A 14,220-nucleotide genomic window follows, 5' to 3' on the forward strand; every position below is an offset into this window, starting at 1 on the left:
ACAACGGAAGAGGCTCGCAAGGGAATAATGGGAATCAGAAAGGAAACAATGGAAGAGGGTCCCAAGGAAATAATGGGCACCAGCAAGAGAACAACGGAAGAGGCTCGCAAGGGAATAATGGGAATCAGAAAGGAAACAATGGAAGAGGGTCCCAAGGAAATAATGGGAATCAGGAAGGAAACAACGGAAGAGGCTCGCAAGGGAATAATGGGAATCAGGAAGGAAACAATGGAAGAGGTTCCCAAGGAAATAATGGGAATCAGCAAGGAAACAACGGAAGAGGGTCCCAAGGAAATAATGGGAATCAGGAAGGAAATAACGGAAGAGGCTCGCAAGGGAATAATGGGAATCAGCAAGAGAATAATGGAAGAGATTCTCAAGGGAATAGTGGACATAAGCAAGAAAACAATGGAAGAGGATCGCAATAAGGAAAATTCCTACCACATAATATCGAGTGAAAGAAAAATGTATCCCGCTTTAATGGGCAGTAAGACCCCTACCTCAAAATTCAGCGAAAGCAAAGAAGTAAGATGGGGATCAGCTGCCCATAAAAGCCCGATTGGTTCAACTAATAATCAGTGGGGGATGAAGAAAACCCCCACTGATTAAAGTTTCACTTTATAGAATATTGAACAGAGGGGGGGATTCTTTCCATCTGAAAAGATTTTTTATTTTTTTTAAAATGACGGACACAAAATCGTATATCCTTTCGAATTATATATATGGATATCATTAATATTTATGTAAAAGGGGAGAAAAAATATGAAAGAAATGTATGAAGAAATCACTGAAGTATTGAAGGTATTAGCACATCCTGTCCGTTTATCATTAGTAAAAATAATGGTTGCAAAAGGTCCTATTAACGTAACGACAATGTATGAAATGTTACAAATGCCTCAAAGTACAATTAGTCAACATTTATCTAAACTAAAAGCTACTAAAGTCGTTACAGGTACTCGAAAAGGGTTAGAAATTTATTATGAAGTAACGGATAATCGTACAAAAGCGATATTATTAAGCTTGGCTTAATGGATAATTGTTTAAACTTCAAAATGAAGTAAGAAAGACATTCAGCGACTATAATTTTCTTATTAACATCAGCCGTGCGTTGTTGTTAATTTGTTTCATATACTTCTTTATTTGGGTCTTGCCGTATCACTATCAAGCTAATTCTTAAATGGACTATAAACATGAAAGTTTTTTATTAAGGTCTTTTTGTTAGCTTGATAGTGATGTGCTGTTCCCACCAGTATGTAAAGAAGTTGGTAGGTTTTTTAGTCATGTAATCTTTTCATTTGATGATCTTTTCCCCACTCAAATAGTTCATTCATAATTTGCATTAAAGACTTCCCGTATTCGCTTATTGTGTACTCAACCTTTGGTGGTACTTCTTGATATACAGTACGATGGATGAGTTAACAAAACCATTTCAAGCTACATGCTTATACACAGATATGAAATTTATACCTTCGTTTTATTTATACGGTGCTGAATATAAATTAAGTGATGAAGAGATTGATAAAAGCGCACCGGAGTATGTACGATATGTGATGAATAAGGAGTATTCTAATATATAAGAGGGAATAGCCATTTACTTGTTAAGTAGATGGCTATTTTTATAAAATTTATATTCACTAAGTGTAATCTTTAGTAAATTAATAATTAATCTGGTAAAATAAAAAACCTAACATATATAAAGGGGAGTTTTACTTGAGAACGATGCAAAAATTATTACACAAAAGAGCAATGCAATCACCAAATTTGGAAGCGCTTGTAGGGGGAGGGAAAAGGTATTCGTTTCAGCAGTATAATGAACGAGTAAATCAGCTTGCACATTATTTGTTACAGAGCGGTGTACAAAGAGGAGATCGTATTGGAATACTATGCAAAAATAATCATCCATTTCCAAGCGTTATGATGGCAAGTTTAAAAATCGGAGCGGTATGTATTCCACTAAATCATCAGCTTACTGCGTATGAATTAGAAACGATTGTAAAAGAAGCAAAATTAAAAGTGTTAGTTATTGATGAAGAGTTCCATGAAGCTTTAAAGATTGATGCTGTTAAAGAAATTCCTTATGTAATTCAAACGACAAAAGAAGGCTTTGGTTCATTTGAATTAACATTACAAGAACAGCCAAGTACAGAGCCGAACGTAGAAGTTCATGAAGATGATGATGCAATTTACTTATTTACTTCAGGAACGACTGGACAAGCAAAAGCATGTGTAATTGGACATAAAAACTTACATCATTATTTTGCAGAGATTGCAGGACAAAGAGAAATTCCGGCAGGAGAACGCTTTTTATCTGTGCATCCATTGTTCCATATGAGTGGCGTGCTTTCTATTTTAAATTGCATTTATCACGGTGTTACGATGATTTTCTTAGCTGATTCGAATCCTACTCTTATTTGGGATAAGATTGAAGAAGAGAAAATTACGACGATGCTTGCATTCCCAGCTGTTTATAGCTATATGCTTGATGAATTAAATAAAAAGGAACGAAACATTTCAACTTTTAAAGTAGCACAAAGCGGTGGAACAAAAGTGCCAGAAACACTCATCCAAAAATATATGGAAAAAGGAATATATATGGTGCAAGGCTATGGTAGTACAGAAGGTTGGGTTGTAACTTCATGGCATCCAATGATGGGAAAAGAAAAGATGTCTTCTGTAGGGAAAACCTTGAAACATGTAGAGGTGAAAATTGTTCATCCAGAAACAGGACATGAACTAACAACAAATGAAGTTGGGGAGATTCATGTAAGGAGTCCATATATGTTTAAAGGGTATTGGAATAATGAAAAGGCGACAAAGAAAGTAGTAAAAGATAATTGGTTTAACATGGGCGATGCTGGCATGATAGATGACGATGGATTCCTGCATATTATGGGAAGATATAAAGACGTTATCATACGCGGTGGTGATAACGTATATCCAGATCAAGTAGAAGATGTTATTCATGAAATACATGGTATTTTAGAAGTTGCAGTAGTTGGAGTTCCAGATGACTTTTGGGGAGAGGTTCCGACTGCGTATATTGTAAAAGATATGCAAACATCTTTAACGGAAGAAGAAATTATACAGCATTGTAAAGAAAAACTGGCAAGTTATAAAATACCAGAAGTTGTATTTATGGACAAATTACCGAAAAATGCTTTAGGGAAAGTGTTGAAGAGGGAATTAAGAGAAGGTGTACTTGTAAAATAAAAAATGATTAGGTGATGAGGAATCCAGTTATGTATAAAGCATAACTGGATTTTTTGTTTATCAAGAACATAATAATTTACTAGATTTTGTATTTTGTGTAAGATAATAAAGAAAATTCAAATATTAATTAAGGGAAGAGATGTAAATGAAGCTTCCGCTATTACAGGTAGAGACAGAGAGACTTATGATTCGTCCGTTCCAAAATGATGATTATGAAAGTTGGTTCGATGGATTTCATAAGAGGTTACCATCGCAGTATAAATATGACGATGGCTATCAAGTTATGGCATCATCAACGAAAGAATGGTTTACGGAATGGATAAGAGGTTTTGATGAAGCAGTACATCGAGATGAGATGTATGTATTAGGTATTTTTCGTAAAGAAGACGGGGCTAATATTGGAAAGCTAGAGCTGATAAAAATTTTACGTATGGACTATCAATGGGCGATGATGGGGTATTCCGTACATAATCAATACTGGAAAAATGGATATGGTATTGAAAGTGTGAAAGCTGCGTTATCGTTATTTTTTAATAACCTTCGTTTTCATAGAATTGAATTACATATACATGTTGATAATGAGCCATCCATCCGTCTCGCGGAAAGAGCAGGTTTTTCTTTTGAATGCAAGAGAGAGGCATTTTCTTTAGAGAATGGTAAGTGGATGGATTTTCTTATTTATTTTAAAAATAAGGAGATGAATATATGAGAGTGTTTATTACAGGTGGAAATCGTGGATTAGGATTACAGTTGGTAAAAGTATTTCATGAAAATGGGCATATTGTTTATCCGTTAGTTAGAACTGAGGTTGCGGTAACACAATTGAAGCAAATGTTTAGTTGTAGATGTTTTCCTATATTGGCAGACTTATCACTTGATGAGAGTACGGAGCAAATTAAGAACCAGCTTGCGGAATATACAGGGTATTTGGATCTAGTTATAAATAACGCTGGCATTACTGGAAAGGAGACTGAAGTTTTACATACGAATTCAGAAGAGTTAACGGATGTATTTAATATTCATTGTTTAGGTGTAATTCGAGCTGTAAAAGGTACATATGTAGCTTTAGAGAAATCGGATCATCCGAGAATAATAAATGTGTCCTCTCGATTAGGTTCATTACATAAAATGGCGAACAAAGAGTTTTCGCAAGGTCAGTTTTCCTATTCCTATCGAATTGCTAAAGCTGCACAAAATATGTTAACGCTTTGTCTGCAACAAGAATTTGAAGATAAAGGAATTCGTGTAACTGCCATTCACCCTGGAAAATTAAAGACTGACATTGGTGCTTTTGATGCGAATATGACTCCGGCTGAAGGAGCGCAAAATATATATGATTGGGTAATAGATTCAAATGAGGATGTTTCAGGGAAGTTTATTGAGCCGGGTGTAGGTGAATTAAAGTGGTGAAAACGGAGATAGAGCTTTATTATAAAATTTTTAATGAGGGTTAGGGGAAAAGAAAATGAAGACTATAAATGTATTTCATTATGACGCATTTACGAATAAACCGAATATGGGGAATCCAGCAGGTATTGTATTAGAGGCAGATGGATTAACGGAAGAGGAAATGCAAATTATTGCTGAAAAAGTTGGATATAATGAAACAACTTTTGTTCTTTCCTCAGAAGTAGGAGATATAAGAATGCGCTACTTTACACCTGGTTTTGAAATGGATTTATGTGGTCATGGGACAGTAGGGACGCTATATGCCTTGCGCGAAAAAGGTTTATTAGAAGAGAAAAGTAACCTTACGATTGAAACGAAGGCTGGGATTTTACCGATACAAATAGATGTAAATGAAAATGGAGAAACCTTTATTAAAATGAGGCAGGCAGCACCTCAGTTTAAAGAATTTACAGGTTCAAAAGAAGAATTAGCTCATAGTATCGGTTTAGAAGTAAATGATTTAGATGTAAGTTTACCGATTGTATATGGAAGTACTGGTAATTGGACGGTAATTGTACCGATTAAAAATCTAGGTGCGTGTGAGAGAATGAAACCTAATAATGCTGCATTTCCATCAGTATTAAAAGAAATACCTAATGCTTCTATTCACCCAATTTGTCTAGAAACTTATGATGAACAGGCACAAATGCATGGACGTCATTTCTCATCGGCTTATGCTGGAACGATAGAAGATCCAGTGACAGGAACAGCTTCAGGTGTAATGGGAGCGTATTATGCGATGTATTTGGAAAAAGATTTTGACCATGAAATGGAGTTAATTGTTGAACAAGGACAGGAAATAAATAAAGATGGTCGTGTAACGGTATATGTAACGAAAGATGTAGAAAATGAGAAGTTACATATAGATATTGCTGGAACAGCGGTGTATGTGAAAGAATTTGAAGTTTCGATATAAAAAAGAAAGCCCGGCATACATCCGGACTTTCATTATCTGTTCAATACTTCAATATACGAAGCATCGCCAGTTGTTCTTAAAGCAGAGCGGAAATTGTTGTTTTCTAACGTTTTAGCGACTTGTTGTAACTGCTGTGCATCATCATGATGGATAAGTAAGCTGTCAGCACCGCTTTCTTCTATATGAATGTGTTCGACATTTCCAATGGCATCATGTACAGCTTTTAAAAATTCAGGTTTCATATTGTCCTCCTATATGTATGTAACGTTTTTGTTAGTATTTCCTTATTTTTGAAATATAAAAGTAAATGTTTTTTTGTTATATTAAGATTTTCAGGAGGAATTCCTTTGTGTTTGTCAAATAATAGTAAAGTTGTCTTTTGAATTGATGGAATCTTCGGTATTAAAGGGTGAGGGAATGGACATTTCAGTAATCGCTGCACAACTAGTTAAGGAGAAAGTGATTTCACATGATCCAAATAGCATAAAAGTGTTAAACGGAGGAACGACAAGTACAGTGTATTTGCTGGATGAAGAATATGTTGTAAAGCTGAATGAAGCGGAAGTAATACGTGAAGAAGCTAATTTTCTTTCTTTTTATGAGGGGAATACGTTGTTTTCGAAGCTTTTGTATAATGAACCTTTCCATAAGTATATTGTGTATTCTTTTCTTGAAGGTAGTACTTCTTGTGAACAAGGGGATAAACGAAGTACGCTTCGTACACTTGTAAAAGAAGTTATTAATAAGTATGAAAGAGTTTCAGATGTAGATGTCTGGGGATGGAAAGAAAATCCGGTTCAATCTTGGAATGAATTTTTAACGACAAATGTGATGGAAGCTCATGAAAATGTAAAACGTTACATAAGTGAAGAAGAGTATAGAACGGTTCTTAAGTTAGCAAATAGGGACGCTGGAGTAGAGCAGCCATTTTTATTACATGGGGATCTTGGATTTCATAACTTTATATTTCAAGAGAATAAGCTGCACGGTGTAATTGATCCCTTGCCAGTGTTAGGAGATCCTATATACGATTTAATTTATGCGTTTTGTTCCACTCCGGAAGATTTAACGAAAGAAACGATTGATTATGTGATGAAACAGTGTGTATTTCATAAAAAAGACCGTGATTTATATGAAGAAATAGTTATAGGCTTATATTTGCGTATAGATACATGTTTAAGACACCACCCGAAAGATTTAGAAGGTTATTTAGCAGCTTGGCGTTATTGGATGGACGAGGTTGAAGCTGCTTTATAGCACAAATATTTTTTGGGGATCGTGAAATGAATGTTTCAGAAACGAAAAAGGATTTACTGTAATTCCATTATCATTTTATTAATTGAAAATAAAAAATCAGCTTAATAAAAATATAGGGATAGGGGAAATGATCATGAAAAATTATGTTTGCACAACGTGTGGTGTACAGTATGCAGCGAGTGTAGAAGAACCGATGAGTTGTCATATTTGTGATGAAGAAAGGCAATATGTGAATCCGAAAGGGCAGTCTTGGACGACGCTAGAAAGCTTACAAACAGGTGATACATATAAAAATGAAATAATCGAAGAGGAAAACGAGCTTTATAGTATTACGACAAAACCAGGGTTTGCGATCGGTCAAACGGCATATGTAGTGAAAACAGAGTCATATCGTTTACTGTGGGACTGCATTACTTATTTAGATGAAATGACAATTACGAAAATAAAAGAGCTTGGCGGATTAGATGCGATTGCATTGTCTCATCCTCATTATTATTCAACGCAAGTAGAATGGGCAGAGACATTTGATGTACCAATTTACATACATGAAGATGATAAAGAGTGGGTGATGCGCCCGAGTAGTCGTATTATTTATTGGTCTGGTGAGTCTTTACAATTAGCGGATGGATTGGTCATTCATCGTTTAGGTGGTCATTTTAAAGGAGGATCTGTCTTACATTGGGAAGAAGGTAATGACGGAAAAGGAATTTTGTTAACAGGCGATATTATTCAAGTTGTAGCAGATGAGCGATGGGTAAGCTTTATGTACAGCTATCCAAACTTAATTCCATTACCAGCGAGAAAAGTGGAAGAAATGGTGAATCGAGTAAAGCCGTTACAATTTAATCGTTTATACAACGCTTTTCATCGTGTAGTAAAAGAAAATGCAAATGAGGCAGTGGAACGTTCTGCTGAAAGATATATGAAGGCGATAGAAGGAAAATTATTTCATACATAAAAGGAGAGTTAGACTTTATGAATACGTTAGTATGCTTCGGTGATAGTATTACAGCTGATGAAACGTTTTTTGATGGAACGCCGAGGTTAACACCGCGTTTGCAAGAGATGTTTCCGAATTGGAAGGTGGTAAATGCGGGGGTTCCGGGTGATAATACGTTCGATGCGTTACATAGAATTGAAGAAGATGTATTATCACATAAACCAGATTTCGTAACAGTTTTTCTTGGCACGAATGATGCAGTTTCTTTTTCACAAGGATCATTACAAGTATATAAAGAAAACTTAGAGAAGATTGTGAAGCGGATTTCGTCAGATAAAGTACTGCTTATTAGTCCCGCGCCAGTTGATGAGGAAAGACAGCACAATAGAACAAATAAAGTGCTCGGTCAGTATGCAGATGTGGTAGAGAAAGTGGCGAAAGAAACAGGAAGCTATTTTCTAAATTTATATGCCGAAATGATTCAGGAACGGAATTATAAAAGGTTTGTAGAAAATGAGGAAAGAGATGGGCTACACTTTGGATTAGAAGGCTATGAGTATGTATCGAAGTTGATTGGTGAAAAGTTAAAAGGGATTTTATAAAAAAGCAAAGCGATATCGCTTTGCTTTTCGTTGTTTTTTAGTAGTTCAATCTAAAAATGCTTGCTGCAATGCTTTGAGCCCATCACTGTAAATACCATGAAACAGATTTATTGCCTCTTCATCACTAACCTCAACAGGAGTGAACGTACCAAACCACTCTACTAATGATGTTTTACTTTCAGCACCTTCTTTAACCCGGATTGTGGACTCATAATTAGTGACTGGGAATGGTGAATTCATGATTGAATACGTGTAGTACCGTTCCTTATCATTGAATACTTCTAAACGTTCTATAATCGTATCACCATCTGGATTAGCTAGGTGACGTACACGACCGCCTTCAGTTAATTTACTACTAGGTATATAAGGTAACCAGTCTGGAAGGGAGTTGAATCCTCCAATTAATTGCCATACTTGTTCAGGTGAACCGAAAATTTCCATAGATGTAGTAGTGTGTGCCATATTTGTTATGCTCCTTTTTAATCTGAATTTTTTTATTTAATATATAATTTATAAATCAAAACTATATACTTTTTATAACTAAACTATATAATAAATATAGAAACGAAAATTTATGAGCAAGGAAGTTGAAGAACATGACATTAACAATGGGCTTTATTGGATTTGGAAAGTCAGCTAACCGCTATCACTTACCTTATGTAAACACACGTAATAATATAAAAATAAAAACGATTTTTGTACGTCAAATAAATGAAGAATTAGCAGCTCCATATGAGGAAAAAGGTGTTAGTTTTACTACTGATTTGGATGAATTGTTGAATGATAAAGAAATTCAAGTAGTGACGGTATGTACGCCAGCACATACGCATTATGAATTCGCGAAAAAAGTTATACTTGCGGGAAAATCAGTTATCGTTGAAAAACCATTTTGCGATACAGTAGAACATGCGAAAGAATTGTTAGCTTTAGGACGAGAGAAAGGTGTAGTAGTTATGCCTTACCAAAACCGTCGTTTTGATGGTGATTTTTTAGCAGTGAAGCAAGTTGTGGAACAAGGATTCCTTGGTGATATTGTCGAGATTGAATCACATATTGATTATTTCCGTCCTGGTTCAATCATTCATGAAGCTCCAAAAGAAGAAGGCGCATTTTATAGTTTAGGTATTCATACGATGGACCGTATGATTGCACTGTTTGGCCGTCCAGATACGGTGACATACGATATTCGTAATAATGAAGTGGAAGGTGCGGTTGATAACTATTTTGATGTTAGTCTACATTATGGAAATAAGCTGAAAATTAAACTAAAAACGAACCATGTTGTAGCGAAGGATTATCCGCGTTTTATCGTTCATGGGACAAATGGATCGTTTATTAAATATGGTGAAGACCAGCAGGAAAATGATCTGAAAGCTGGTATTATGCCTGAGAGTGCAGGATTTGGTGAAGATTCACCGATGTACTATGGGGTTGCTAAATATCGCAATGCAAACGGTGATTGGATTGAAAAACAAATTAAAACGCCGCTTGGCGATTACGGTCGTTTCTATGATGCAGCGTATGAAACAATTGTAAATGGTGCACCAAAGCTTGTGAAAGACGAAGAAGCAATAACGAATATTGAAATTTTAGAAAACGGATTTGCTGCGCCATCACCTTCAGTTTACAAACTGGAGGCTTTACATTTGAATGAATAGAAGAGGGAATACAGCATAAAGGAGGTATGGAAATGGCAAGCGGATCAACACAAGTAAAATACCTCGGCATTTATCAAAAAATGAAACAGCAAATTTTAGACAGCGAATATAAAATTAATGAAAAAATTCCAAGTAGCCCCGTCCTTGCTGAAGAATTTGGCGTTTCAGTCCTGACAATAAAAAAAGCGCTGGATCTGTTAGTGAGAGACGGATACATTATCCGCCGGCGCGGAAGTGGAACAGTCGTTCAAGATTGGCGTCAGCAGGAAAAGGCACGAATGATTCAAACTTTAACAGGTACGAAAGCTGTTTATGGCAGCGAGGTAGAAAGTAAAATTATCGAGTTTACGATTGTCGGTGCCGATGAAATCATTGCTGAAAAATTGGGCATTTCAGTAGGGGATTTCGTATATAAAATCATTCGCCTTCGTATCATTCACAGTATCCCAACGATTATGGAGCATACATGGATGCCTATTGCGGTCATTCCAGGTGTTGAAGCTTCGGTTTTAGAGGAGTCGATCTACTCATACATTCAAAATAAACTAGGTCTTAAAGTGGGAACATCCGTTGTTAGGGTCAAAGGCATTCGCCCAGATGATAAGGAAAAGCAGTTTATGAACTTAACAAATCAAGATTTTCTAATGAGAGTGGAGCAGGTGGCCTATTTAACGGATGGACGAACTTTTGAATACGCTTATGCTGATCACCTGCCAGAAACCTTTGAATTTGAAACAGTTATTACTGCAAAAAGTTATAAAGAGGCATAAAAAATAGGTTGGGGCACGTATTGCCTCAACCTATTTTTGTGTCTTCAATAACGCTATGGGGGAAATTCACATAAAAAAATGATTAATTACTCCAAGACTTAACATTTGATTAATAGAACTGTAAGGTTTAAAATTACAGTAAGCTTTTTAGAAGTGAGTTGTCATCGTCTGTAAAATGTAGTTTCAACAAATGTATAGAAGAAGCATTTTAAAAGAAATGAATAATAGAGATAAATGAAACATTGCTGAATAACTAACATTACGTGAATTTGATTCTAAACTGTAATTTTTTTTAATACATTTCAGTAACCGATATTTAAAATGTGCATTTCATAAAAAAATTAAAGGAGTGAGTGAAATATGGTGGTTTTATATACAACAGCAAGCTGTAGTTCATGCCGAAAAGCAAAAGCATGGCTGGAGGAGAATCAAATTGATTATACTGAAAAAAATATCGTATCCAACTCTATGACAGTGGATGAACTTAAATCCATTCTTCGTTTAACGGAAGAGGGGGCTACTGAAATTATTTCAACTAGATCCAAAACTTTTCAAGACTTAAATATAAATATAGATGAGCTCTCGCTAAATGAATTTTATACATTAATCATTGAGCATCCGCTAATGTTGCGTCGTCCAATTATGCTGGATGAGAAAAGATTACAGATTGGTTTTAACGAAGAAGAAATTCGCAAATTTTTACCACGTAGCGTCCGAACATTTTTAAATATTGAACTGCAAAAGTTGGCTAATTAATAAGTAATATTTTTTAAGAAAAGTTTTTTGAAAGGAGGAAGCAGAAGATGATTGAAGTATGTGTTACAGTTAATTATAACGATAGAAATTATCAAACAAATGTTATTGTAAGCAAAGATACAGTGTGGAAAAAAATTAAACAGTTGGCAGAAGAACAAGTGAAGAAACAATGGAATCTTTAAATGTATTGTAACTTAAAAAGCTAAATGAAGTTATGGAATCTATTTCTTTATGCTAAGAGTGGGTCTTATATATTTTAACGTTTGGCTAATCTATCTGTAATGTTTATAGCTACAGTATGTGAATATAGGAGAAATAATTTTTTTGGATCGTAGGAGGAAAATAATGAGCAGCGACTTTACCTTGGCCATACACAGTTTAACTTATTTAGCTTTACAGCCAGACCGGATGTCAACAAGTAACGCTATTTCAGAAAGTGCAGGTGTTCACCCAGTACGCATTCGCAAAGTGCTAAGTTTGTTAAAAAAACATAAGTTTATACAATCGAAAGAAGGGACTGGTGGCGGTTTTATTTTTGCTCGAGATTTAAGTGAAGTTAACCTTTGGCATATATATCAGATAACCTCTGAAGGTGCGTTGCAGCCTAAGTGTCCTGAGTCAAATAATCAGTGTATTGTAGGTTCAAACATGCGAAAAGTTCTTTTCGCTATTTTCTTAGGTGCGGAAGAACATCTAGGTGAATACTTAAAGAACTATACAATGAAAGAAGTTGTTGATCTTATCAATCAAGAACGTTAAGCGGCTTACTTGTTATATAGAGCCGTAAGTTCTTACTATTTAAATGTAATGGGAAATATTACAGTTTGATTTCGTTTTTATTCCTTGTTTATCGTTACAAAAAATATTTATAAGAAGGTGAAAAAGTATGTTGTCAAATAATAATCATGTTTTAAAAGTGGGAGATTGGGTTCGTGGAATATCAAATGAGGGCGAATTTATAGTTGGTTACATTGTATCACTTGATGAAGTGGAAGATGTAGTTACAGTTAGCATTGTGAAACGCGATGACAAGTACACAAAAAACGAAGCGATTTTACTCTTTAGTAAACATGTTAACAAACTCCCTGAATCAAAGGTAATCAATAAGGAGCAAATCCTTTATCTTATAGACCTTGCATTATTAACAGGAGACGAAGAATGGTTTATCGAGCTTTCTTCAAAATTAAACTCGATAAAAGAGCTAGTTAACGAGAGGTTTTAGAGATTACATGATTTGCTTTTAATAGGTTGAATCGTGCAATAATCAATAATATCATCTCTTTTGTTGCACTTTAATAAAAGAGGTGATTGGTTTTATGAAAATAAAAATAATTAGCATCATATGTTTTCTGAGTTTTTTATTACCCTGTATTTCCGCTCAAGCAATTGTAAAAATAGAAAATAATAGAAATGAAAGCTTTGACATAGATTTAACCGGTTATGAACTTTATTCGTTTGGTGATTTTAATCAATTAGGTTATAAAATAACGCCACTTACTCAACTGTTTCTAGGGATAGTCCAAACAGAAGGTGAGTGGATTGATGAACCAAGATTATATATTAAGGGAAATAAAGGTTATTTTCATCTTTGGAAAGCAGACGGTACGAATGTTCTTTATACTGTTGAAAAGAGTGGCGGTTTTTGGAAAATTATAGATGTGAAAAGGAAGGAAATTAACAGAATACCCGTACCAAAACAGTTTTTAAAAGAAGTGGTCATTAATCTCTTATTAGAGCCGATAAGTAAAGAAGTTGAAAACTATTATAAGGAACCAAAACTTTGGTATCGAGGTTCTGAAAAAATACTTGAAATAAAAACAGATAAAACAAACAATATTTTTTATGTAACTGTTCAAATTCAAACTTTTGAGGGTGCGCATAATCCGCCTTATGGAGAGGACACAATTACTTTTCGTATAAAAGGAAACGATGTAAAAACGATTCGGTATAAACATAGAGATATTCCTGAAGAAGAGTTGAAAAAACTCGAATTAAGATGACTTTGAAATGATTTGTTTGCCCACTCCTGATAGTGATAATTATGTCAATGAGCTGCCTGATATGGGCAGCTCATTTTATTTTTTCGTGTAGCGTAGGTTTTTGTAAAATGTTAGCGGTCCTCTTATTGCTATGAATTAAAAAAGTATTTTTCCTAAAAATGTATATGAATGCAATAGTGATAATATATATCCTTAAAATTTGTTTGTACATTCAAAAAGATATTTCTTTTTAACTACGTTAATCATTTATCGGAATATCTTTTTTTGATTAAAATAATTTTTTGACAGAAAAAAATATAAGTATCTTTAAAATGAGTAACTTTGATAAGTATTGTATGACTGTATTTTATTTTAATTCATTCAGTTTTAAGCGCTAGGAACAAGGGTTGTGTACGAACTGTAAAATATTATCCATATAAAATTTTGTTCACTAAATATTTCTGAAAATATAAAAATATTAATTTTATAAATATACACGTTATAATGAGGGCGTCGAGAGAAATTTTATTATCTCTGGAGAAAATATAAAAAATGCGATTATAAGTAAGAAAGGTGTGTGGTTAGAGGCGAAATGTATGTAAAGTGCTTCAGTGGCTTGTGTAATCAATACCATAAATGCTGCCGAAGCTATGAAAGTGATGTATAGAATTGAGAAAGAAATG

At 34.6% G+C, this 14,220-nt stretch carries 17 protein-coding genes and 3 pseudogenes; 17 read left to right on the forward strand and 3 right to left on the reverse strand.

Annotated features, from left to right (window positions below; genetic code table 11):
* Together PDK19_RS22695 and PDK19_RS22700 are read left to right on the forward strand one after the other, a co-directional pair.
* Positions 1-428 (forward strand): annotated as a pseudogene (locus tag PDK19_RS22695) (hypothetical protein); the annotation flags it as partial.
* A 334-nt stretch (positions 429-762) separates the two neighbouring features.
* Entirely contained in the window at positions 763-1,029 is a 267-nt protein-coding gene (locus PDK19_RS22700; protein ID WP_000661864.1) for an ArsR/SmtB family transcription factor, read from the forward strand.
* Positions 1,030-1,274: 245 nt separating this feature from the next.
* On the opposite strand, the pseudogene PDK19_RS22705 reads toward PDK19_RS22700, so the two are convergent.
* A pseudogene (locus PDK19_RS22705) lies at positions 1,275-1,415 on the reverse strand (winged helix-turn-helix transcriptional regulator); the annotation flags it as partial.
* Between PDK19_RS22705 and PDK19_RS22710 the strand changes: the two are divergent.
* The 5 genes and pseudogenes from PDK19_RS22710 to PDK19_RS22730 all read left to right on the forward strand — a co-directional run.
* Positions 1,404-1,577, forward strand: a pseudogene (locus PDK19_RS22710) (NAD(P)H-dependent oxidoreductase); the annotation flags it as partial. The pseudogenes PDK19_RS22705 and PDK19_RS22710 sit on opposite strands and share 12 nt — an antisense overlap.
* Positions 1,578-1,710: 133 nt before the next feature.
* A complete protein-coding gene (locus PDK19_RS22715) occupies positions 1,711-3,210 on the forward strand; it encodes a class I adenylate-forming enzyme family protein (protein WP_001259936.1) in 1,500 nt (499 codons plus the stop codon).
* Positions 3,211-3,355: 145 nt separating this feature from the next.
* Positions 3,356-3,919, forward strand: coding sequence for a GNAT family N-acetyltransferase (locus tag PDK19_RS22720; protein ID WP_270708087.1), 564 nt, complete (start codon positions 3,356-3,358; stop codon positions 3,917-3,919).
* Positions 3,916-4,620, forward strand: a complete 705-nt coding sequence (locus tag PDK19_RS22725) for an SDR family NAD(P)-dependent oxidoreductase (protein WP_001263473.1) — start codon at positions 3,916-3,918, stop codon at positions 4,618-4,620. The genes PDK19_RS22720 and PDK19_RS22725 overlap by 4 nt, the downstream gene beginning before the upstream one ends.
* Before the next feature lie 55 nt (positions 4,621-4,675).
* Complete coding sequence (locus PDK19_RS22730) at positions 4,676-5,575, forward strand: PhzF family phenazine biosynthesis isomerase (protein WP_000849356.1); 900 nt, start codon at positions 4,676-4,678, stop codon at positions 5,573-5,575.
* Between the two features lie 32 nt (positions 5,576-5,607).
* Here PDK19_RS22730 and PDK19_RS22735 read toward each other — a convergent pair whose 3' ends face one another.
* Positions 5,608-5,817: a hypothetical protein gene (locus PDK19_RS22735; protein ID WP_000801653.1), complete on the reverse strand. Its 210-nt coding sequence runs from the start codon at positions 5,815-5,817 to the stop codon at positions 5,608-5,610.
* A gap of 175 nt (positions 5,818-5,992) precedes the next feature.
* Here PDK19_RS22735 and PDK19_RS22740 point away from each other — a divergent pair, with 175 nt between their 5' ends.
* The 3 genes from PDK19_RS22740 to PDK19_RS22750 all read left to right on the forward strand — a co-directional run bounded on the left by PDK19_RS22740 (position 5,993) and on the right by PDK19_RS22750 (position 8,374).
* A complete protein-coding gene (locus PDK19_RS22740; RefSeq protein WP_014893582.1) occupies positions 5,993-6,832 on the forward strand; it encodes an aminoglycoside phosphotransferase family protein in 840 nt (279 codons plus the stop codon).
* Between the two features lie 133 nt (positions 6,833-6,965).
* A complete protein-coding gene (locus PDK19_RS22745) occupies positions 6,966-7,790 on the forward strand; it encodes an MBL fold metallo-hydrolase (protein WP_000801073.1) in 825 nt (274 codons plus the stop codon).
* Positions 7,791-7,807: 17 nt separating this feature from the next.
* Entirely contained in the window at positions 7,808-8,374 is a 567-nt protein-coding gene (locus PDK19_RS22750; RefSeq protein ID WP_262722997.1) for an SGNH/GDSL hydrolase family protein, read from the forward strand.
* 45 nt (positions 8,375-8,419) lie between these two features.
* On the opposite strand, the gene PDK19_RS22755 is transcribed toward PDK19_RS22750, so the two are convergent.
* Positions 8,420-8,836 (reverse strand): SRPBCC family protein, encoded by a 417-nt coding sequence (locus PDK19_RS22755; protein ID WP_000951525.1) that lies wholly within the window; start codon positions 8,834-8,836, stop codon positions 8,420-8,422.
* Between the two features lie 134 nt (positions 8,837-8,970).
* Here PDK19_RS22755 and PDK19_RS22760 point away from each other — a divergent pair, with 134 nt between their 5' ends.
* The 7 genes from PDK19_RS22760 to PDK19_RS22790 all read left to right on the forward strand — a co-directional run bounded on the left by PDK19_RS22760 (position 8,971) and on the right by PDK19_RS22790 (position 13,558).
* Entirely contained in the window at positions 8,971-10,032 is a 1,062-nt protein-coding gene (locus PDK19_RS22760; RefSeq protein WP_000176631.1) for an oxidoreductase, read from the forward strand.
* A gap of 32 nt (positions 10,033-10,064) precedes the next feature.
* Positions 10,065-10,802, forward strand: a complete 738-nt coding sequence (locus PDK19_RS22765) for a GntR family transcriptional regulator (RefSeq protein ID WP_270708090.1) — start codon at positions 10,065-10,067, stop codon at positions 10,800-10,802.
* A 360-nt stretch (positions 10,803-11,162) separates the two neighbouring features.
* Positions 11,163-11,558 (forward strand): transcriptional regulator SpxA, encoded by a 396-nt coding sequence (gene spxA, locus PDK19_RS22770; protein WP_000261188.1) that lies wholly within the window; start codon positions 11,163-11,165, stop codon positions 11,556-11,558.
* A gap of 47 nt (positions 11,559-11,605) precedes the next feature.
* Positions 11,606-11,740 carry a BA3454 family stress response protein gene (locus PDK19_RS22775; RefSeq protein ID WP_000573533.1) on the forward strand — a complete coding sequence of 45 codons (135 nt, stop codon included), beginning with the start codon at positions 11,606-11,608 and terminating at the stop codon, positions 11,738-11,740.
* 163 nt (positions 11,741-11,903) lie between these two features.
* Positions 11,904-12,317, forward strand: a complete 414-nt coding sequence (saiR, locus tag PDK19_RS22780; RefSeq protein WP_000093222.1) for an Rrf2-family transcriptional regulator SaiR — start codon at positions 11,904-11,906, stop codon at positions 12,315-12,317.
* A gap of 127 nt (positions 12,318-12,444) precedes the next feature.
* Positions 12,445-12,780, forward strand: a complete 336-nt coding sequence (locus PDK19_RS22785) for an IDEAL domain-containing protein (RefSeq protein WP_000950600.1) — start codon at positions 12,445-12,447, stop codon at positions 12,778-12,780.
* Between the two features lie 94 nt (positions 12,781-12,874).
* Positions 12,875-13,558, forward strand: coding sequence for a DUF3888 domain-containing protein (locus PDK19_RS22790; RefSeq protein WP_000694048.1), 684 nt, complete (start codon positions 12,875-12,877; stop codon positions 13,556-13,558).
* The last annotated feature ends 662 nt before the right edge of the window (positions 13,559-14,220 follow it).

The organism is Bacillus cereus group sp. BcHK124, assembly GCF_027712065.1.
Classification (GTDB): domain Bacteria; phylum Bacillota; class Bacilli; order Bacillales; family Bacillaceae_G; genus Bacillus_A; species Bacillus_A pacificus.